This is a genomic window from Oscillochloris sp. ZM17-4, from assembly GCF_019599295.1.
In the GTDB taxonomy this organism is placed as follows: Bacteria; Chloroflexota; Chloroflexia; order Chloroflexales; family Chloroflexaceae; genus Oscillochloris.
This window is the reverse complement of sequence record NZ_JAIEWN010000030.1, coordinates 1-18,432: the sequence shown is the minus strand read 5'-3', so window position 1 is coordinate 18,432 and position 18,432 is coordinate 1. Positions and strand designations below refer to the sequence as shown.

General features: G+C 65.6%; 19 protein-coding genes. 9 read left to right on the top strand and 10 right to left on the bottom strand.

The features are described from left to right. Nucleotides 1-6 precede the first annotated feature (6 nt). Both mazF and K2Z83_RS19135 read right to left on the bottom strand, forming a co-directional pair. Nucleotides 7-351 carry an endoribonuclease MazF gene (mazF, locus tag K2Z83_RS19140; protein WP_220596795.1) on the bottom strand — a complete coding sequence of 115 codons (345 nt, stop codon included), beginning with the start codon at nucleotides 349-351 and terminating at the stop codon, nucleotides 7-9. Next, on the bottom strand, nucleotides 351-593 hold the full coding sequence (locus tag K2Z83_RS19135) for an AbrB/MazE/SpoVT family DNA-binding domain-containing protein (RefSeq protein ID WP_220596794.1): 243 nt from the start codon (nucleotides 591-593) through the stop codon (nucleotides 351-353). The genes mazF and K2Z83_RS19135 overlap by 1 nt, the downstream gene beginning before the upstream one ends. Nucleotides 594-854: 261 nt before the next feature. Between K2Z83_RS19135 and K2Z83_RS19130 the strand changes: the two genes are divergently transcribed. From K2Z83_RS19130 to K2Z83_RS19115, 4 genes are all read left to right on the top strand, one after another. Then, nucleotides 855-1,280, top strand: coding sequence for an Rrf2 family transcriptional regulator (locus tag K2Z83_RS19130; protein WP_220596793.1), 426 nt, complete (start codon nucleotides 855-857; stop codon nucleotides 1,278-1,280). Nucleotides 1,281-1,351: 71 nt separating this feature from the next. Beyond that, a complete protein-coding gene (locus K2Z83_RS19125; protein WP_220596792.1) occupies nucleotides 1,352-1,744 on the top strand; it encodes a hypothetical protein in 393 nt (130 codons plus the stop codon). A gap of 117 nt (nucleotides 1,745-1,861) precedes the next feature. Next, nucleotides 1,862-3,007, top strand: a complete 1,146-nt coding sequence (gene tsaD, locus K2Z83_RS19120; RefSeq protein ID WP_220596791.1) for a tRNA (adenosine(37)-N6)-threonylcarbamoyltransferase complex transferase subunit TsaD — start codon at nucleotides 1,862-1,864, stop codon at nucleotides 3,005-3,007. Nucleotides 3,008-3,072: 65 nt separating this feature from the next. Beyond that, complete coding sequence (locus K2Z83_RS19115) at nucleotides 3,073-4,164, top strand: type ISP restriction/modification enzyme (RefSeq protein ID WP_220596790.1); 1,092 nt, start codon at nucleotides 3,073-3,075, stop codon at nucleotides 4,162-4,164. 42 nt (nucleotides 4,165-4,206) lie between these two features. Here the strand turns inward: K2Z83_RS19115 and K2Z83_RS19110 are convergent, their stop codons facing one another. After that, nucleotides 4,207-4,425 carry a hypothetical protein gene (locus tag K2Z83_RS19110; protein ID WP_220596789.1) on the bottom strand — a complete coding sequence of 73 codons (219 nt, stop codon included), beginning with the start codon at nucleotides 4,423-4,425 and terminating at the stop codon, nucleotides 4,207-4,209. 137 nt (nucleotides 4,426-4,562) lie between these two features. Continuing rightward, a complete protein-coding gene (locus tag K2Z83_RS19105) occupies nucleotides 4,563-4,766 on the bottom strand; it encodes a helix-turn-helix domain-containing protein (RefSeq protein ID WP_255604266.1) in 204 nt (67 codons plus the stop codon). 478 nt (nucleotides 4,767-5,244) lie between these two features. On the opposite strand from K2Z83_RS19105, the gene K2Z83_RS19100 reads away from it, so the two are divergent. After that, the gene (locus K2Z83_RS19100) at nucleotides 5,245-6,834 is read left to right on the top strand and encodes a recombinase family protein (RefSeq protein ID WP_220596787.1); all 1,590 of its coding nucleotides are present in this window, start codon (nucleotides 5,245-5,247) and stop codon (nucleotides 6,832-6,834) included. Here the strand turns inward: K2Z83_RS19100 and K2Z83_RS19095 are convergent. The 6 genes from K2Z83_RS19095 to K2Z83_RS19070 form a co-directional block, all read right to left on the bottom strand. After that, nucleotides 6,800-8,323 carry an aldehyde dehydrogenase gene (locus tag K2Z83_RS19095; RefSeq protein WP_255604265.1) on the bottom strand — a complete coding sequence of 508 codons (1,524 nt, stop codon included), beginning with the start codon at nucleotides 8,321-8,323 and terminating at the stop codon, nucleotides 6,800-6,802. The genes K2Z83_RS19100 and K2Z83_RS19095 overlap by 35 nt on opposite strands. 518 nt (nucleotides 8,324-8,841) lie before the next feature. Beyond that, nucleotides 8,842-9,270: a SufE family protein gene (locus K2Z83_RS19090; RefSeq protein WP_220596786.1), complete on the bottom strand. Its 429-nt coding sequence runs from the start codon at nucleotides 9,268-9,270 to the stop codon at nucleotides 8,842-8,844. Nucleotides 9,271-9,320: 50 nt separating this feature from the next. Continuing rightward, entirely contained in the window at nucleotides 9,321-9,659 is a 339-nt protein-coding gene (locus K2Z83_RS19085; RefSeq protein WP_220596785.1) for a hypothetical protein, read from the bottom strand. Between the two features lie 24 nt (nucleotides 9,660-9,683). Continuing rightward, nucleotides 9,684-10,427 carry a hypothetical protein gene (locus K2Z83_RS19080; protein ID WP_220596784.1) on the bottom strand — a complete coding sequence of 248 codons (744 nt, stop codon included), beginning with the start codon at nucleotides 10,425-10,427 and terminating at the stop codon, nucleotides 9,684-9,686. A 73-nt stretch (nucleotides 10,428-10,500) separates the two neighbouring features. Then, nucleotides 10,501-12,513, bottom strand: a complete 2,013-nt coding sequence (locus K2Z83_RS19075) for a hypothetical protein (protein ID WP_220596783.1) — start codon at nucleotides 12,511-12,513, stop codon at nucleotides 10,501-10,503. Between the two features lie 132 nt (nucleotides 12,514-12,645). Continuing rightward, nucleotides 12,646-13,464, bottom strand: a complete 819-nt coding sequence (locus K2Z83_RS19070; RefSeq protein ID WP_220596782.1) for a response regulator transcription factor — start codon at nucleotides 13,462-13,464, stop codon at nucleotides 12,646-12,648. Nucleotides 13,465-13,819: 355 nt separating this feature from the next. Between K2Z83_RS19070 and K2Z83_RS19065 the strand changes: the two genes are divergently transcribed. From K2Z83_RS19065 to K2Z83_RS19050, 4 genes are all read left to right on the top strand, one after another. Next, complete coding sequence (locus tag K2Z83_RS19065) at nucleotides 13,820-15,232, top strand: sensor histidine kinase (protein ID WP_220596781.1); 1,413 nt, start codon at nucleotides 13,820-13,822, stop codon at nucleotides 15,230-15,232. 138 nt (nucleotides 15,233-15,370) lie between these two features. Continuing rightward, nucleotides 15,371-15,796 carry a response regulator gene (locus tag K2Z83_RS19060; RefSeq protein ID WP_220596780.1) on the top strand — a complete coding sequence of 142 codons (426 nt, stop codon included), beginning with the start codon at nucleotides 15,371-15,373 and terminating at the stop codon, nucleotides 15,794-15,796. Between the two features lie 333 nt (nucleotides 15,797-16,129). After that, nucleotides 16,130-16,486 carry a hypothetical protein gene (locus tag K2Z83_RS19055; RefSeq protein ID WP_220596779.1) on the top strand — a complete coding sequence of 119 codons (357 nt, stop codon included), beginning with the start codon at nucleotides 16,130-16,132 and terminating at the stop codon, nucleotides 16,484-16,486. 180 nt (nucleotides 16,487-16,666) lie between these two features. Beyond that, nucleotides 16,667-18,430 (top strand): dynamin family protein, encoded by a 1,764-nt coding sequence (locus K2Z83_RS19050; protein ID WP_220596778.1) that lies wholly within the window; start codon nucleotides 16,667-16,669, stop codon nucleotides 18,428-18,430. Nucleotides 18,431-18,432: the final 2 nt, after the last annotated feature.

Genomic DNA, 18,432 nt, shown 5'->3' with positions numbered 1-18,432 from the left:
CTGCCATTATGGCTGAGTCAGCGCCACGAGGGCGCTGAGCTTCTGTAGCACCTCGGCGATCACGGCGGGGGGCAGGGTGGCGAGGAAGTCCGCGTCGCGGCTGCGCCAGTCCAGGCTTTTGACCTGGTCCGCCAGGATCACGCCGGCCATGCCCAGCCCGTCGGGGAGGGCGACCTCGAAGGGGTAGCCCTTGCGCTGGCTGGTGATCGGGCAGAAGATCGCCAGCCCGACCCGGCCATTATACGCGGCTGGCGAGAGCACGACCGCCGGGCGGCGGCCGGCCTGCTCGTGGCCGGCCTGGGGCGTGAAGGTCAGCCAGACGATATCGCCGCGCTCGGGGGTGTACGCCATCACCAGACCTCGTCGCCCGCCGGCGGGCCGGTGGGGGTCTCGCGGTGCAGATTGTCATCGTTGACCCCCGCCAGCAATGACTCGAGCGTGTAGGCTGCCGGGGCAACTGGCACGATCACGAGCTGCCCATCGATCAGGCGCACATCGACCAGCGACTCGTCGGCCAGGCCGGCCTCGGCGGCGAAGGACTTGGGGATGCGTAGGGCCAGGCTGTTGCCCCAGCGCTGGATGCGTGCGCGCATGGCGGTGCTCCTCGCGAACTCGTTCATGCCGTATCTACAAAGAAGATACACCATGTGCCCCCCTACGCGCAAGTGCGATCACATACTCGATATAGGATAGAATATATGCGCAGTATACTATCCCAAACCGGGTATGTCAATGGCCACCTGCGGCCAGGGTGCGGAGCGGGCGGATTCGGCCCTTGACAAATACATAAACTATACATATAATATATTGTAGTTCATACGGCATGGTCGGCAGGCGATCAGAACCAGGGGATCATGAGCTACTCGCTGGCATTCTCACAGGCTATCTTCACCGTCCTTTTTGTCGGGGACAAAGTGGAGCAAGGATTCTATGACTTTGTGCCGACAAAGGAGGTATCCGGCTCGCTGAACATCCCCAACCCAACGGCGGTAAAGATCCTGGGGAGCCTTGCCAGCGCAGGGATTATCGAGACCCGCGAAGGATTTCGGGGCGGGGTGCGGCTGGCAAAGCCGCCGCACGACATCACCCTGCTGGATGTCTTTACGGCGATTGAGACCGGCAAGCCTATGTTTCGGCTCGATCATGCCTTGCGCGTGAGCGGAGAGAAACCCTCGCGCGCCCAGCAGTCCGTCTTCACCATCCTCTCCGATGCCGAGGCGGCTATGAAATCCCACCTGGCGCAGACCACCATCGCGGATGTGCTGGCAACCCTCTATTAGTGTTTTTTTACGTATAACTATATATATTACATATATAGTTTAACAATCACTCGATAACAAGGAGGTCGATCATGAGACTGAACGTGCTGCTGCGGGTCATCGGCGTTGTGCAACTGGTGTTGGGGCTGCTGTACCTGCTCGTGCCCATGCCCTTCCTGGCGCTGATGGGGTCCTCCGTGCCGCAGGCAGATATCGCCTACCCGCTGGGCATGCTGGCGGCGCGCTTTCTGGCGTATGGGGCGGGCATGTTCTTTATCGCTCGCGCCCCGGAGCAGCAGCGGTTCTGGATCAACAACATGATCATGATCCAGGCGCTGGACCTCGCGGTCGGGCTGTTCTACACCGCAACCGGCGCCGTGAGTCTGAGCTCCTCCGGGTTCCCCATGTTCAACGCCAGCCTGTTCATCATCTTGCTCACGCTGTGGCGGCCGCAGCCGGCGACCCCAGCGGGGGCCGGAGTATGAACGGCGCAAGCTTCTTCCGCTACGTGCAGGACTCGCCCTGGTATGCCCATGTTTCAATACCCTGCCGGCTGGGGCCGCGTAGCACGTAATCCGCACAGGATGGCGTATACTAGAGCCATGACGAACCTACCAGACGACTTCACGATCCTGGCCGTGGAGACCTCGTGCGACGAGACGGCGGCGGCGGTGGTGCGCGGCGGGCGCGCGGTGCTCGCCAACGTGGTGGCCTCGCAGATGGACATGCACCGCCGCTACGGCGGGGTGGTGCCCGAGGTGGCCTCGCGCCAGCACATCCTGAGCCTGGCCCCGGTGGTGCAGGAGGCACTGGCGGCGCTGCCGGGGGGCTGGGCCGACGTGGACGCGATCGCCGCCACCCACGGCCCCGGCCTGAGCGGCGCGCTGCTGACCGGGCTGAACGCGGCGAAGGCCATGGCCTGGCAGCGCGGCCTGCCCTTCGTGGGCGTGAACCACCTGGAGTCGCATATCTACGCGAGCTGGCTGGAGGCAGGGGACAGGGGACAGGGGACAGGGGACAGGGGACGAGATTCAGGTGATCCGCCCGAGTTCCCGCTCATCGCCCTGGTGGTCTCGGGCGGGCACACGCTGCTGGCGCTGCTGCACGGCCACGGGGACTACGCGATCCTGGGGCAGACGCGGGACGACGCGGTGGGCGAGGCCTTCGACAAGGTGGCGCGCATCCTGGGGCTGGGCTACCCTGGCGGGCCGGCCGTCCAGAAGGCCGCCGAGGGCGCCCAGGGCGCCCCGACGCTGCCGCGGGCCTGGCTGCGCGGCAGCTACGACTTCTCGTTCAGCGGCCTGAAGACGGCGGTGCTGCACAAGGTGCAGGAGCGCCAGGAGCAGAACTCGCGGCTGACCAAGCCTGGCCCGAAGGGAAAGGGCGGGCGCCTGGAGCCTCAGCCCTCAGCCCTTAGCCCTCAGCCCTCCCTGGACCCGCACTGGGTGGCCCAGATGGCCCACGCCTTCCAGGAGTCGGTGGTGGATGTGCTGACGGCCAAGGCGGCGGACGTGGCGCGCGAGCACGGGGCCACGGCGATCATCCTGGCCGGCGGGGTGGCGGCCAACACGCGCCTACGCGCCGAGCTGGCCCGCCGGGCCGACGTGCCGGTGCGCTTCCCGCCGATCGCCCTCTGCACCGACAACGCCGCCATGGTGGCCGCGGCCGCCTTCTACCGCTTCGCGGCCGGGGCGCAGAGCGGTTGGGATCTCGACGTGACGCCGAATTTAAAATTGGGCGCGGCGTAGGGCCGAAGCATTCGGCCCAGTCGCAAAGCGACTGGGCCGAATGCTTCGGCCCTACATGCGCCGGTGTGGGAGTTCGTACAAACCGTGATTCTACGGTATTCGGGTTCCATAAGCCTACTCTGTTAGTACATATTCGTGAATTTATAGCAGACTATAATGGCGAGGTTGATAGATTTAAGCGCGCTGAGCGTGGCACGAACATAGATGACTTTGTTAATTATACCTCTATTAAGTGGAGTAGAGATCTTAAATTAGACTTACAGCGTGGCAATTACGCTGTATATGTGAAAAATAAGATAAGAGAGAGCCTTTATCGACCATTCTGTAAGCAATATCTATTTTTTGACAGGATTCTCAATGAAGAAGTCTATGTGTTTCCGAGTATTTTCCCGGATGTTCGGTCTGAATTAGAAAACGCGGTCATATGCTTTAGTGGTGTTAGTCATGATGTTTTTTACTGTCTGGTCTCAAATCGCATTGTCGAAATGAAATTTTCTAATTCAGCCAATGGTGGCACCCAATGCTTCCCCTTCTATGTCTACGACGAGGACGGGGGCAACCGGCGCGAGAACATCACCGACTGGGCGCTGGGGGAGTTCCGGGCGGCCTACGGGGAGAGCGTCACAAAGCGCGACATCTTCGACTACGTGTACGGGCTGCTGCACCACCCGGCCTACCGCGAGCGCTACGCCGAGAACCTGAAGCGCGAGCTGCCGCGCCTGCCGCTGGTGCCGGCCGAGCACTTCGCCGCCTTCGTCGAGGCCGGCCGGCGGCTGGCCGAGCTGCACCTGGGCTACGAGCAGGCCCGCGAGCACCGGCTTACCTGGATCGAGAACAAAGATATCCCCTTCTCCTGGCGGGTCGAGCGGATGAAGCTCAGCGCCGACAAGACCGCCCTGACCGTCAACCCCTCGCTCACCCTGGCCGGCATCCCGCCGGAGTGCTTCCGCTACCGGCTGGGCAACCGCTCGGCCCTGGAGTGGGTGATCGACCAGTACAAGGTAAGCACCGACAAGCGCAGCGGCATCGTGAGCGACCCCAACCGCCCCGACGACGAGGAGTACATCGCGCGGCTCGTCGGCCGGGTGATCACAGTCAGCATAGAGACCATGCAGATCATCGACGCACTGCCGGGGCTGGAAGCGCCCGAAGCCTAGACCGCTACGACCTGCGCCGCGATCCCCTCTGCTGGCGGGCGACTACCACGATCTCGGCTTGTGAAACGCGCCGGTGCTATCAGTCAGCGCAGGCGGGAACTGGCTGTTCTGTAGGATGCGCTGGCGGATCGGCTTGACGAACGAGGCGTACTGATGGAGCTGCCGGCTCAGGCTCTTATCGGGGTAGAAGATCCCGATCGGCAGGCGCAGCTCATCGCGCACAATGCGAATTGGCTCGCAGAGGTCGGAGTCGTTTGTCACGACCACAGCCTTCTCGAAGCGCTGGCTATGGGCGTCGTGAACCAGAGTGGTATCATAGAGGGCGCGGTTAGCGTCAGTTAGCCGTGCCTCGGCCGTCTCGCGTGCTTAACTCTTCCCGGAGCGCACGCGGGGCGGCTTCACGCATCTGCCTTCCCCATTTCTTGCGCGAGCTTGTCGCGCGTCCATCCGAGCTTATCGGCGAGTTGCTGGGCGAAGATCCGGTATTGCTTCCCCACTTTCGCGTGCTGAAGCTCCTCCTTCTTGCACATGGCCACCACGGTCTGATCACTCACCCGCAGCACCTTCCCGACTTCCTCTGGTGTCAAGAGTTCGGCTGACATTACACCAATCACCCCCTCTCAGTCGCGCAAACGGCGTATTCAGTGCGATTGTACCAGATATCTGAAATTACTACAATAGTCTAAGTAGACAAAATAGTCTAAATATGATATAATGTCTCTATTACACAAAGCAACGCCGCCCCGGTGGACAGACCGAAGCGGCGTAGAAACCACAGAAGGAGTGACTTCTATGGCAAGACACAGGATACCACAGACCGGCAAGCACATTGCCTTCGACCCCGAGACGCGCGACTTCGCCCTGTACTACGACGGTGTATAGATCGGTTATGCGCCCACCGAGAGCGCCGGTCAGCTCCGGCTCGATGAGCACGCCTACAAAGTGCTCACTCATCGCCAGCCCGAGGTGTTGACGATGAGCGCCGGAAGCAAAGCTATTGCCCATCTCATCGCTGCGTAGGAAGAGCAACACAGTCAGGTGCTGCCGTCGGCAACACCTGACTGTCATCAGGGGAAATATATGAAGCGCGCGATTATCTACAGTCGAGTGTCGAGTGATGAGCAGGCCGATAACTACAGCCTGCCGAGCCAGGAGGCTGCCAGCCGGCGCTATGCAGAGCAGCAGGGCCTCACGGTCGTAGCGGCTGTATCCGATGTCATGAGCGGGGCAATCCTGGAGCGCCCCAGCTTAACGAAGGTGCGCGATCTGATAAGGGCGAAGGCCGTTGATGCCGTGATCGTCTACAGCTCGGATCGCCTGACGCGCAGCGTTGCCCATGCGATGCTGCTGCGGGACGAGGTAAAGACTGCCGGGGTTGAGCTGCATACCGTGGCGCGCGGCATCACTCAGGACTCGCCCGAAGGCGGACTCATGGAGACTATCGAGGCGGCCTTCGCCGAATATGAGCGGCTGAAGATCCGCGAGCGCACGCAGCGCGGAATGCGCCGCCGGCTAGAGAGCGATCTGGGGCATGGGAATAAGCTGCCCTTTGGGTATCGCTACACCGACGATCAGCGCGTTCACATCGAGATCGATGAAGAGGAGGCCGCGATCATTCGGATGATCTACGGCTGGTATCTCGAAGGGTACGGCACCTTACAGATTGTTGGGCGGCTTAGTGAGCTGCGCATCCCAACGCCCGCAGATCGGCGCTTCTACATCAAGAAGGTGAAGATGCGTGAGCGGGGCGAGTGGAGCGGCAACACAGTTGGGGCCATGCTCCACAACCCTGCTTATAAGGGCGATCTACTGTGCCGGCATGGCAAGGACTCCTTCATCTTCAGTATTCCACCAATCATCGATCCGCTTGAGTGGGAAGCGGTCGCGCATATACGAGAGGAGCGCTATGCACGCATCAAAGTCGGCCGTAAGATGAACTCAAAGTTCTACTTGCTAACCGGGCACGTCAAATGTGGTATGTGTGGGGCTGCCTGTGCTGGCTCGCAGGGCGGGCGGGGTATCCATCACTATTACCGCTGTCATCGGATCAAGACGACGCACACCACCTACCCGCCCAAGTGCAACCTGCCTCAGTTCCCCTGCGAGGCTCTCGACGATATTATATGGACTTGGATCGACGCTGAGGTATTGAGCGAGGATCGCATCCGCGCAGCCGTCGAGGGGCTGGATGACAAAGCTGAGAGCGAGCGCGATCGTATCTTGGGCGAGCGCAATATCATCGCCCGGCAACTGGAGATTCTCGATGCACAAGCGAGCAAGCTCATCGAGCTGTATACAGCCGGTGTGTTTAACCTTGAAGAGATCGCGGCGCAGAAGCAGCACCTTGATCAGGCGAGGGAGAGCTGCCGATCAGCGATTGAAACGATGGAGCAGCGGCTTACAGGGATGGCGACAGCCCAAGATCGCGCCGATGAGCTGTGCGAACTGGTACGTGCTATCCGTGACAACCTCGCCCAGCTCACGCCTGAGAAGAAGCGCCGCTTCATCGACCTGCTCGGTGTCGAGATCACGCTAACCCATGAGGGCGAAGCGGGTCGGGGCAAGCGACCCGCCCGCTTCGCCGACGTGATCTGTCATCTGACGCTCGACGCCATCCGCCTGAAGATCGCAGGTGTTAGTATGGATACCACCACGCCTTTTTCTCCATAGAAAAGTCCCAGTGGACGTGCTTCGTCTCCAGGAATGCCTCCAGCCCCTCCTCGCCGAGCTCGCGCGAGCCGCCGCTGAGCTTCATGCCGCCGAATGGCCCGGCGTCATTGTCGGTGAGCGGGTCGTTCACCCAGAGCGTGCCGGCCTTCACCTCCTCGAAGTACTGCTTGACCTTGCGCGGGTCATTGGTGTAGAGGTTGGCCCCCAGGCCGTAGTCGCTGTCGTTGGCGAGGGCGATCGCCTCGTTGAAGCTGCCGTAGGGCATGATCGGGATGGTCGGCCCAAACGTCTCCTCGCGCATGATCCGGTAGCTGTGGTCCACGCCGCTGAGCACGGTCGGCTCGTAGAAGTAGCCGCGGGGCAGCTGGGGCGGCCGACGCCCGCCGGTGAGGATCTGGGCGCCGCGCGCGCGCGCCTCCTCGACGTGCTCCTCGACCTTGGCGCGATACTTCGCGCCCACCAGCGGGCCGATGTCGACGCCCGGCTCGCTGCCGGGGCCGAGGCGCAGCGAGCGCACGAAGTCCACCAGGCGCTCGGTGAACCGCCGCGCGATCCGCTCCTGCACGTAGACCCGCTCGGTGGAGGTGCAGACCTGCCCGGCGTTGAGCAGGGCGGCCCAGGCCACGCCGGGCACGGCCACGTCCAGGTCGGCGTCATCGGCCACGATGAAGGCGTCCTTGCCGCCGAGCTCCAGGTGGGTGCGCTTGACCCGCTCGGCGGCCAGGCGGGCGATCTCGCGGCCGGTGGCGAAGCTGCCGGTGAAGGCGACCATATGCGTGTGCGGGCTGACCACCAGCTCGCGGCCGACGTCGCCGTAGCCGGTGATCACGTTGATCACCCCGGGGGGCAGGTGGTCGCAGCAGCGCTCGGCGAACATGAGCGCGCTGAGCGGCGTCATCTCGCTGGGCTTGAGCACCACCGTGTTGCCGGCGGCCAGGGCGGGCGCGACCTTCCATGACATCAGCAGGATGGGGTAGTTCCAGGGGACGATCGCGGCCACCACGCCGTAGGGCTCCTTGAGCACCATGGCCAGCTGCGATGGCTCGACCGAGGGGATGACCCGGCCGCGGCTGTTGCGCTGGAGCTCGGCGTAGTAGTCGAAGCAGCTGGCGCTCCAGGCCATCTCGTCGCGGTTCTCGTTGGTCGGCTTGCCGCCCTCCAGGGTCAGCAGGGCCGCCAGATCCTCGGTGTGGGCGCGGATCTTCTGGGCGATGGCGTGGAGGGCCTCGGCGCGCTCGTGGGCGCCGGCGCGGCGCCACTCGCGGGAGGCCCGGTTGGCGGCCTCCACGGCCAGGCGGGCGTCCTCGGGGCCGGCGTGCGGCGCGTGGTCGATCAGCTCCTCGGTGGCGGGGTTGATCACGGCGAAGGTGGCGCCGCCGGCGGCGGGCGCGGCGGCCCCGTCGATATGCATCTCGGGCATCGCTGGCTCCTTAGACAAGATTGCAGATTGCAGATTGCAGATTGCAGATTTGGTACAATAGAATGCCATTCACGGCATCAAACTGTAAAGCAACCTGAAACCTTGTCTTACGCTTCACTGGCTCACACTGCTATTGAACAGCATATTACCGTAAAGATGCAAAGGAAATGCGCTAGTTCGTCTCATTGACGCAGCGCGCCGGCCCAGGCTATGATAGTTGTGATAACAGTACCATTGAGGTCACACATGATACTTTTCTTCCCCGGATCCGAGCGACCTGCGCGCAGCCAGCACTCGCGCCGCAGAGCACACTGCCGCCCATCACTCCACATCTACCGCCGCTCGCTCATCCGGAGATTTGGCCTGTGTGAGTCGCGCCGGCCGGCCTACGTGCTCGACACGCTGGCCCGCGAGCTGCTCGCCTCCCGGGTCGCTTGAGACAAGGTTTCAGGCGGCAGGTGGCAGGTGGCAGGGGTTGCGCATTGGGATGCCTTGCCCTATAAAGCGCTCTGGAGCCTTGCCTAAAGTAGAGAAAGCGACGCCAGGGGTGTGCTGAGGCATCCCCTGGCGTCTTTTGATTCTCACCTCTAGGCTAGCCGCAGGGCCTGGCGCTTCATATAGGCCAGGATGGCGCTGACCCCGTTGAGCCGCTGCGGACTGAGCACCTTGTGCAGGCCCATCTCCTGGATGAAGTCGGCCGACACGGCGGCCACCTGCTCGGGCGTGGTGCCGCGCAGGCCCTCAGACAGCAGCGACGCGTAGCCCCTGGTGGTCGGCGCCTCCGCAGGCACATCCATGTGGAAGCGCACCCCCTCGCCCTCCCGCTCGGCATAGACGAAGACCGGGCTCATGCACTCGTGGACCTGCTCCATGTTCTGGTGGCCCTGGAGCGACTCGGGCAGAGGCGGCAGGCGGTCGGCATACTCCAGCAGCAGCTCCAGCTTCTCATCGCGGTCGCTCGCGCGAAACTCCTCGACGATCTCGCGCAGGCGCGGCGGCAGATCTCTCTCTGGCATCCCAGCTCCTCCGTAAGGGCGCAGCAGCGCGGCGCTGCTGCGCCCTTACATTATCTGCCGCCCCGCTGCTGGAGCAGCCCGATCAGCGCGTTTAGCACGCGGGCGCGGTACTCGGTGGCGGTGGCCACATTCCGCTCGTGGATCTCAAAGAGCGTCCCGTCGAGCTCCAGGCCGCCGTCGCGACCCTCGCGCATCGGCACCACCGTCTTGCTGTCGCCGTCGAGCTGGACCATCGTGTAGGCGCCGGGGCGCTCTTTGTCCAGATCAGGCATGGCGGAGGCACTGGTCAGCACGTAGAAGGTCTTCACCTCCATCGAGGAGGCGTCCTCGATATAGGCGGCGACCTTCTCGGCTGCGGAGCGGATCGAGTTCTCAAGCTCGGTTGGCATGGGGGTGTTGCTCCTCTGTACAGCTTAGCTGCCCCGCATATCGCTGAGCAGCTGATCGACAAACTTCCAGGCGGCCGGCAGCGCCGTGACGGCGCCCACCGGGGAGCTGATCATCGTGGCGACGATCGTCGCGCCGCGCAGCACGGTGGTGAAGGTGCGCAGCAGCGCCGCCCGCGACTCCAGGGCCAGGGCCAGGGTGCGGCGGTGGAGGTCGGCCTGATCGGGGCTCAGCCCGGCCGCCAGAAGCGAGCGCACGTCGCCCGTCCAGCCCACGCTGGTGCGCCCGATCAGCGCCCGGCCAAACTCCGTCTCCACCACCGCGTAACTCGTCAGGGTCTCGTGAATCTGCGCGGCGAAGGCGCGGAACTTCGCCTCGGCCTCGCCCCACCCGGCGCTGGCGGTCTCGCGCAGGCCAAAGCTGCTCGCGCCGCTCTCGGCCGCCCGCAGCTCGCCGATCAGGCCCATCAGCTCAAGCTCGGGGGCCGGCGTCCGTCCCGCCGCGAAGCTGGCCCCGCCGCCAGCCACCCGCCGCATGCGGCCCTCCGCCGTCTCTAGTGCGGCCCCCTGGGCGCGCAGGCCGCGCCCCGCGTCGTCCAGGGCCGCCCGCGCCGCCTGCGGGTCGGCGGGCAGGCGCGCCCGCCAGACCGGCGCGCCCGCCGCGGGGGCGGCGCCGGCGCTGAAGGAGGCGGGCGGGGCCGGGCGGGTTGTCCACGGGCCGGGCGGCGCGGGCGCGCCCGCCACCGGCTCGATCACCTCGAAGATGGCCATACGGTGTCTGGTAGGGCCGAAGCATTCGCCTTGGTCGCTTTGCGACCAAGGCGAATGCTTCGGCCCTACGTCGTCATTTTAACGCCCCAAGGAGCCCGGCGGCGGCGCCGGCGATGGCGCGGATCATGTCGGCGCGGTTCGTCTGGGCCTGCTGCACCATGCTCACGTGGATGGCCCACAGCTCCTCGTCGAGCTGGCCCTCGCGCCGGGGCACCACCACCTGAGTGTCCCCGTCGAGTCCCATGCGTGTCACCGCGCGCAGCTGGGCGCCGTCAAAGTTGCCGCTGCGGTAGTCCACGCTGGCCAGGTCGTCGGCCACGTAGGTCTCCACCTCCAGATGGGCGGCGTCCTCGATCGCCCGCTTGAGGGTCTCGCCGAGCTGCTCGGCGAACTCCTGAAGCGACTCGGCCAGCTTCTTCATCGTCTCGCCGCCCTTATCGCCCCCGCCAAAGAGCCCGCCGAAGCTGTCCCCCGCGCCGCCGGCCTGGGCCGGCACCACCCAGCCCGGCGCCCCGACCCCTGGAGCGCTCGGGGCTGCGGGCGCGGGCGTGTCTGCCGCCGGTGTCTGTGCCGGGGGCGGCGCGGCGCTCGCCGCCGGTGCGCTCACTGACGGGATCGTCGCCCGCCCGGCCGGGGGCGGCGCATCGCCGAGGTCGGCCAGAGGCAGCCGCACCGCCGGGTCGCCGATCACCACATAGCTGCGCGCATCGTTATGCTCCGTCCACCTCGTGGAGAGATCGTATGGGTCTACATACATGCCCCTGTGGGCGTTCTCCAGATCCTCGGTGAGCACGGTCGCCAGCTCGGCGTAGCGGTTGTTAAAGAACTCGAGCGCCCCGCCCACCGGCGCGCCGTCGAACATCATGCGGCGCAGGGCGCTCTTGAAGGTCTCGATCTGCCGCCCGCCGCGCGCATCGCTGAACGAGAAGGTCCACGCCCGCTCGACGTGACCGATCACCGCGAGGGCGCCGCCGTTGGGGTGGCCGAGCAGGCGCTGCGGCAGCCGCGAGATAAAGGCGTGGGGCGCGATCGCCGACGAGAATCCCTTCTGGTGCGGGAAGTCATCGTCGCGCGGGGTGCCGGCGCCGAAGCAGGCGAAGCAGAAGGCGATGGTGCCGAGCAGGCGGGCGTCTGCGCCGAGGTCATCGCCGGACAGGTAGAACTCCGGCGGGATCGCCCCGCGCCACCGCCGCGGCCCCGGCCAGTCCTGGCAGAGGATGGCGCCCTGGTGCGCGATCTGATGCGGGTCGCCGTTATCGAACTCCACCCCGTGGCTTGCGGTGAAGAGCAGGGCCGGCGTCTCATCGCCGCCGAGGAGCTGGCTCAGCCGCGCCTTCCTGGCCGCCTCGCCGACCACCGTCTCGACCGACCAGTCTCTGGCGCGCGGGTTCGTCTGGATCGACTCGGCGAGGGGCAGCACCAGATCGCTGGCGGCGCGCGTGGTCGCCGCGTCGTCGTCGTTGCGCACGCCGAAGAAGACCGCCCTTCGCGACAGCTTCACATCGCCGCGCTCGGAGGCCACCACGCTGCGGGCGTAGCGCGCGTACTCGTCGAGCGTGTCGAAGTGGATCCGGCCGACGGCGTACTGCACATCGATCTGGTACTGGAAGCGGTAGGGGATCTGCTCGGGGTCGCCGACGATCAGCAGGTAGTAGGGGAAGAGGTCGGGGTCGACCGGGCCAGAGGTGGCGGCGCCCTGGCGGCGCAGGAAGTCGGCCTTGCTCTCGCCGGGGAGGTAGCTGCACTCGCGGTAGCGCGGGCCGGCCTGCGCGCTGCGCCAGGCCAGCAGCTCGCCCAGCGCCTCGCGGATCGCGGCCGACTGCTGGCCGTCGGCGAAGATCACGCCCCAGCCCGTCTGGGAGAGATCCTTCGCGTCGACGCCCTCCTTCAGCTGGAAGCCGCTCTCGGCCACCTGGAGGGCGCGCTCCCTCAGCTCGTCTAGCTGGGCCTTGTCCGGGTCGAGGCTGGCGGGGCTCGGGTCATCGCCGCGGATGAGGGCGGCGAGCTGGTCGACGGTGAGCGGCTGGTGCCCGTAGGTCCCGCGGCTGGCGTTCACACCGTTGAAGAAGAGGAGTTCGCTGGCCATAGATCCTCATCGGGTAGCAGGGAGAGGCGGCCACGAGTGCCGAGGCCCAGAATCCCGTCGCGCATAGGGGGGCCTATCGCTCCGCGCCAGCCAGCGTCGGCGCGCGGCCGGCGGGCCGAAGGCCCCTCCTGTCTACGAGTCAATCTGGAGGATGTACCCTTTGCCGCGGACATTGAGCAGGTAGCGCGGCGCGCTCGGGTCGGGCTCGATCTTCTGGCGCAGGTGGTGGATATGGGGCTTGATCAGCTCGCCGGCCTCAAGCTCGCTCGTCTCATAGCCCTGGGCGCAGCGCACCAGCTGGGTGTAGGAGAGCATCTGGCCGGAGTGCTCGGCGAGGCAGAGCAGCAGGCGAAACTCGGTGGGCGTCAGGTTCAGCAGGCGCTCGCCGAGCGATGCCGTCTGGTGCCAGGTGTCCATCTGGAGCTGCCCGATCATCACCACGCGGTCGTGGCCGGCCGCGCCCGATCCTGAGCCGCCCGCCGGGGCCGGGTCCGCCGGCTGTGCGGCGGGCGCATTGATCGAGAGCTCCTGCACCGCCTGGCCGATCGTGCTGATCAACGAGGCCTGCCGCTGGCGCCGGCTCCGGTCGGCCAGCGCCGCCGCGACCCGATCAATAATCTGCGAGGGGTCGCTCGTCTTCAGCATATAGTCGAAGATCCCGTGGTGGATGCCCTCGATGGCCGACTCGAGGGAGCCGTGGCCGGTGAGGACGATCACCTCGGTATTGAGCTCGCGGGCGCGCAGCGCCTCAACCACCTGGATCCCGTTGATCCCAGTCATCTGAAGATCAACCAGCATCAGATCAAACGACTCGGAGTTGAAGAGCGACACCGCCTCCTCGCCGCTCGATGCCGTTGTCACCGTGTGACCGGCACGTCGGAGCAGGGCGCTGAGCGTGAGCCGAATATTCTGCTCGTCGTCAACCACAAGAATATTTGAAGAGTCACTCATGTCGTTTGCGCTCCGCAAAAAAACGCTCTATAGTTGGCCGCAGTACGTTATGCCATCATAGCATGTGCGGCTTTGCGGTGTCAACGCGCTGCCGCGCCGACATAGGGCATGTGCAACGTCCTGAGCGCCCTCTGGATGGCGGCTGAAGTCGCGCCGGTGGGGCGCGTTGCGCTAGGCGTCGGCGCAGGCCGACGCCGGATCCGCCCACGAAGGTGGGCGGTCGGCGCAGGCCCCCGCGACGCGGCTTCAGCCGCCAGCGACGTTGCACATGCCCTGCGCGCCGACACATGTGGGGTATACTGTCGCATCAAGTGATGTGTGCGCCGCTCGTATGGTTCTGTATAGGTGACACGCCATGGGTGAGATAGAGCAGCTACAGCAACGCATCGCCGTCCTGGAACGCACGCTCGCCGAGATGAAGACGCACACCGCGCTCGTCGAGCGCGAGGCCGCCCTTCAGATGTCACGTGCGGTTGAGCTGAACGCGCGGCTCAGCGCCATCCTCTCGATCTGCGCCGCGCTGCTGATCAGCCGCGGCGTGGAGACGATCGTGCAGCTGGTGGTGCGCGAGGCGGTCCACCTCTTCCCCGGGACAAGCGCGGCCCACCTGTTTCTGATCGACGCCGACCAGAGCACCCTGGTGCTGCGCGCCTCTAACAACCCGGCCGTCATCCTCACCCGGCCCGGCGAGGGTCTCTCGGGCAAGGCCTTCCTCTCGCCGCGGGCGATGCTTCTGGTCGGCCCGCAGGTCGAGAGCGCCCTGGAGGATATGAGCGAGGAGCAGATCGCGGCGCTGAGCGCGAGCATGGAGCACTGGCCTCCCTACAGCGCCCTGCTGGCGCCGCTACGCGTCGAGGGGCAGCGCTTCGGCTCTCTGGTGATCTATGGCGGGGTGAACGCCCATCTCTACCACCCGCGCGACCTGCCCTTCATCCAGGCGCTCGCCGACCTGTGCGCTGTCGCGATCGATGAGCTGAACCAGCGCACCCGCGCCGCCGAGCTGGAGCGAGACCTCACGCTCACCCAGACGCTCCACGCCGAGGCCGAGGCCCGCCTGAACACGGCGCAGGCGCAGCTCCTCCAGAGCGCCAAGCTGGCCGCCGTCGGCGAGCTCTCCGCCTCGGTGGCCCACGAGATCAATAACCCGCTCTACGCCGCACGCAACAGCCTCTACCTTGTCGAGCAGGATCTCCCCGAGGAGGCTCCTGAGCGCACCTTCCTCGCCATCGCCCAGCAGGAGCTCGGCCGGATCGCGCGCATCATCACCCGCATGCGCGACTTCTACCGCCCCGCCAAGGCCGAGCTGGCCGCGACGAATGCCAACTCGCTGCTGCGTGAGACCCTGGAGCTTGTGCAGACCCACCTGCGCCATAGCCGCATCAACGCCGCCGCCGATCTGAGTAACGAGATCCCGCTGATCATCGCCCACGCCGACCAGCTGCGCCAGGTGTTCTTGAATATTATCCTCAACGCCTGCGACGCCATGCCCGACGGCGGCGACCTGCGGGTGAAGACCCGGCTCCTCCAGGCGCGCAGCGAGTCCCCGACGACGATCGCGATCGATATCTGCGACACGGGCGTGGGCATCCCCCCCGAGCATCGGCCACACCTCTTCGAGCCCTTCTACACAACGAAGGCGAATGGGACGGGCCTCGGCCTGGCCATCAGCGCCCATATTGTCACGCAGCACGGCGGGAGGATCCTCGTTGAGAGCGAGCGCAACCAGGGCACGACGTTCAGCATCCTTCTGCCGACAACGAATGAGTGATGTGTGCGCTATGAGCAACCTTGCTTCTGGTTATCGCTTCGTCACAGAAAGTTGCAGCCTCCCACCTCCTGACGCCTGTTTGGGCTGGTACGATAATGCCAGGACACCATTTGTCCACTGGCATTTAAGGATACGACCATGCCACACAGGCAGATCCAGATATGTGACGACGACCCGGCAGCGGCGCTGATCACACAGCGCGGCCTTCAGGCGCTCCTGGGGGAGTCCTACGGGGTTGTCATTGCGCCCACACCAAACGCGGCATGGCTCGCCTGCGCCCACGGCGATGTCGAGCTGCTGATCGTCGACCCCGGCGCTGGGAGCGGCTCCGCGAGCGCGCTTGTGCGCGCCATGCACGCCTTCCGCCCCACGACACCGGTCTTTGTCCTCACCGCCTATGACACCCCCGGCCTTCGCGCGAAGATGCGTGATCTCGGCGTCAGGTATTACGTCGCCAAGCCGATCGACTTCAAGGATCTGCTGCCGCTCGTCACGGCGGCGCTGCATATCGCGCCGATAGCCAACTCGTTCCCGATCAGGATGAACGCCCACTGCTCTCACTAGCGGTGGTCTGTGCCCCGCCAGCCCCTCCCTTCGCCCCTCCCACCCGCGACGAGGATCGACCCTCGGAACGTGAGCAGATCGGTTGACTTCTCGGCATGTCATCCGGCGCTGGTTGCAGCCGCTCGGCTCTGCGCCCAACGCTGTCAGACGCGCGCGCGCAGGTGTGTGAGCCGTTGGAGGAGCGCTGCTCGCGGGGCGGGCGTGTCGCTTTATCCCTCTCTCTCACCGATAGAAACGCGTGCCGCTGCGCCGCCGTGCGCAACAGCCGCAGCGCCGCCGGCGTCGAAGCGGGAGGCTCTATGGTATGATAGGTGCAATCTTTGGGAGTTGCCAATGCGTGGGTTTCAGCTTGACTGGCGATGGGTCGCCCTCATTCTGTTTGTCGCTCTGCTGGCCAACGGGCGCTCGCTGCCCTGGCCGGTGACGGCCCTCGCGCTGGGGGCCGGCGGCATCTACCTGATGGCGCTGGGGTGGCGATCCGCAGGGCGCGGCGGGCGCGGCGGGCGCGGCGGGCGCGTCACCTACTGGCGCGGCCAGCGCATCGAGCTGCCGAGCCCCCCCCGGCGACGTTGGCCCGCGATGTGGGGCGAGCTTGCGCCCGCTCTCATCTACGCCCTGATCGGGCTGGCCCTCGTGCTTGTGGCCATCAGCATCGTCCTGAACCAAGTTCTGCTGCCTGGCGTCGTGTAGGGCATTACGATTTCATGTTTGCGGGCTGAATCCACAAGGGGTGGTGCCTTGCGGCACCACCCCTTGTGAAGAGAGGAGAAGGAGATGTCGAGAGTATAACATCTTCTTCTGGCCATGCATGTGTTCTAGATCACATATCTCATTACATTGGCTTAATCTTTTTCTTCGAGGCTTAATACTATGATCGCAAACGGCTTGTTCCAACGCAAGCGGCTGATCACCGAGCGGCAGGCGGAGCTGCTCACGCAGCTGCGATCGCTCATCGAGCGGCTCCGCGACGGCTTCGAGCGCTTCGGCGCCGACGCCGACCCCGGCGACATCCGGACGCTCAATGATGTCCTTGAGCACCTTGAGGAGCTGTTCCTGATCGTGGTGGCCGGCGAGTTCAACGCGGGCAAGTCGAGCTTCCTGAACGCCCTGCTGGGCGACCATGTGCTCCCCGAGGGCGTCACCCCCACCACCGACGCGATCACCCTGCTCCAGCACGGCGAGCAGCAGAGCAGCGAGCTGCGCCCGAACGGGCTGCGCGTCCACACCCACCCCGCCGAGGTGCTGCGGCAGCTGAGCATCGTGGACACGCCCGGCACCAACGCGGTGATCCGCCACCACGAGGAGCTGACCCGCGACTTCATCCCGCGGGCGGACCTGGTGCTCTTCGCCACCTCGGCCGACCGCCCCTTCACCGAGAGCGAGCGCGGCTTCCTGTCCCTGATCAAGGAGTGGGGCAAGAAGATCGTGATCATCCTCAACAAGATCGACATCCTCACGCCCGACGAGCTCACCCAGGTGCTCAGCTTCATCCGCGAGAACGCCCGCGACCTGCTGGGCGTGACCCCGGACATCTTCCCGATCTCGGCGCGCGAGGCCGTGCGCGCCCGCAGCACCGGCGGCGTCGAGGGCGAGTCGCTCTGGGCCGGCAGCCGCTTCAGCGCCGTCGAGGAGTATATCATCGACCACCTGGACGAGGAGGCCCGGGTGCGCCTGAAGCTGCTCTCGCCGCTCGGCGTGGCCCAGCGCCTAGCCCGCAAGTACCTCCAGGTGACGGAGGTGCGCCTGGAGACGCTGCGCGAGGATCTGGCGACAATTGAGAATATTGAGCAGCAGATCAGCATCTACCGCGACGACCTGAAGAACGATGTGCAGTACTACCTGAACGAGGTCGACGCGATCATGCGCGAACTGGTCGAGCGCGGCGACCAGTTCTTCGAGGAGCACATCAGGCTCACCCGCCTGCCCGACCTGATGAACGGCGACAAGCTGCGGGCGGCCTTCGAGCGCGAGGTGGTCGGCGAGGTCAGCCAGCAGATCGACCAGAAGATGCACACGCTGATCGACTGGATGATCGAGAAGAACCTGCGCCTGCAGCAGAGCAACGACGAGTACATCAAGCGGCGGGCCTCGCAGCACAGCCAGAGGATCATCGGCGATGTGGGCGGCACCTTCGACTACAACCGCAAGACCATGCTGGACACAGTGGGGCGGGCGGCGAGCGAGGTGGTGGCCACCTACGACAAGGAGGCCGAGTCGCAGCTGCTGGTGGACGAGGTGCGGGCCTCGCTGGCGGCGACGGCCCTGGCCGAGGTGGGCGCGGTTGGGCTGGGCGCGCTGCTGGTGGCGCTCTTCCACACCGCGCTGCTCGACATGACCGGCATCCTGGCGGCCACGCTGGTGGCGGCGGGCGGGTTCGCGCTGCTGCCGGCGAAGCGGCGGCAGGCCAAGAAGGCCCTGCGCGAGCGGGTGGGCGAGCTGCGCGAGCAGCTGCGCGGCAGCGTGGAGCGGCAGTTCGAGCGCGAGGTCGAGCGGTCGCTGGGCCAGATCCGCGAGCGCAACGCGCCGTTCACCCGCTTCGTGCGGGCGCAGCGCGGCCAACTCAGCGATCTCCAGCAGGTCTTCGCTGACAACGACGTCGGCCTGGAGCAGCTGCGCAAAGAGATCGATCACTGAGG

What these genes read in the sequence shown, in the direction of transcription:
- mazF (WP_220596795.1), bottom strand. Translation starts at nt 351, where the DNA reads ATGGCGTACACCCCCGAGCGCGGCGATATCGTCTGGCTGACCTTCACG.
- K2Z83_RS19135 (WP_220596794.1), bottom strand. Translation starts at nt 593, where the DNA reads ATGCGCGCACGCATCCAGCGCTGGGGCAACAGCCTGGCCCTACGCATC.
- K2Z83_RS19130 (WP_220596793.1), top strand. Translation starts at nt 855, where the DNA reads ATGAGCTACTCGCTGGCATTCTCACAGGCTATCTTCACCGTCCTTTTT.
- K2Z83_RS19125 (WP_220596792.1), top strand. Translation starts at nt 1,352, where the DNA reads ATGAGACTGAACGTGCTGCTGCGGGTCATCGGCGTTGTGCAACTGGTG.
- tsaD (WP_220596791.1), top strand. Translation starts at nt 1,862, where the DNA reads ATGACGAACCTACCAGACGACTTCACGATCCTGGCCGTGGAGACCTCG.
- K2Z83_RS19105 (WP_255604266.1), bottom strand. Translation starts at nt 4,766, where the DNA reads ATGTCAGCCGAACTCTTGACACCAGAGGAAGTCGGGAAGGTGCTGCGG.
- K2Z83_RS19100 (WP_220596787.1), top strand. Translation starts at nt 5,245, where the DNA reads ATGAAGCGCGCGATTATCTACAGTCGAGTGTCGAGTGATGAGCAGGCC.
- K2Z83_RS19095 (WP_255604265.1), bottom strand. Translation starts at nt 8,323, where the DNA reads ATGGCATTCTATTGTACCAAATCTGCAATCTGCAATCTGCAATCTGCA.
- K2Z83_RS19090 (WP_220596786.1), bottom strand. Translation starts at nt 9,270, where the DNA reads ATGCCAGAGAGAGATCTGCCGCCGCGCCTGCGCGAGATCGTCGAGGAG.
- K2Z83_RS19085 (WP_220596785.1), bottom strand. Translation starts at nt 9,659, where the DNA reads ATGCCAACCGAGCTTGAGAACTCGATCCGCTCCGCAGCCGAGAAGGTC.
- K2Z83_RS19080 (WP_220596784.1), bottom strand. Translation starts at nt 10,427, where the DNA reads ATGGCCATCTTCGAGGTGATCGAGCCGGTGGCGGGCGCGCCCGCGCCG.
- K2Z83_RS19075 (WP_220596783.1), bottom strand. Translation starts at nt 12,513, where the DNA reads ATGGCCAGCGAACTCCTCTTCTTCAACGGTGTGAACGCCAGCCGCGGG.
- K2Z83_RS19070 (WP_220596782.1), bottom strand. Translation starts at nt 13,464, where the DNA reads ATGAGTGACTCTTCAAATATTCTTGTGGTTGACGACGAGCAGAATATT.
- K2Z83_RS19065 (WP_220596781.1), top strand. Translation starts at nt 13,820, where the DNA reads ATGGGTGAGATAGAGCAGCTACAGCAACGCATCGCCGTCCTGGAACGC.
- K2Z83_RS19060 (WP_220596780.1), top strand. Translation starts at nt 15,371, where the DNA reads ATGCCACACAGGCAGATCCAGATATGTGACGACGACCCGGCAGCGGCG.
- K2Z83_RS19055 (WP_220596779.1), top strand. Translation starts at nt 16,130, where the DNA reads ATGCGTGGGTTTCAGCTTGACTGGCGATGGGTCGCCCTCATTCTGTTT.
- K2Z83_RS19050 (WP_220596778.1), top strand. Translation starts at nt 16,667, where the DNA reads ATGATCGCAAACGGCTTGTTCCAACGCAAGCGGCTGATCACCGAGCGG.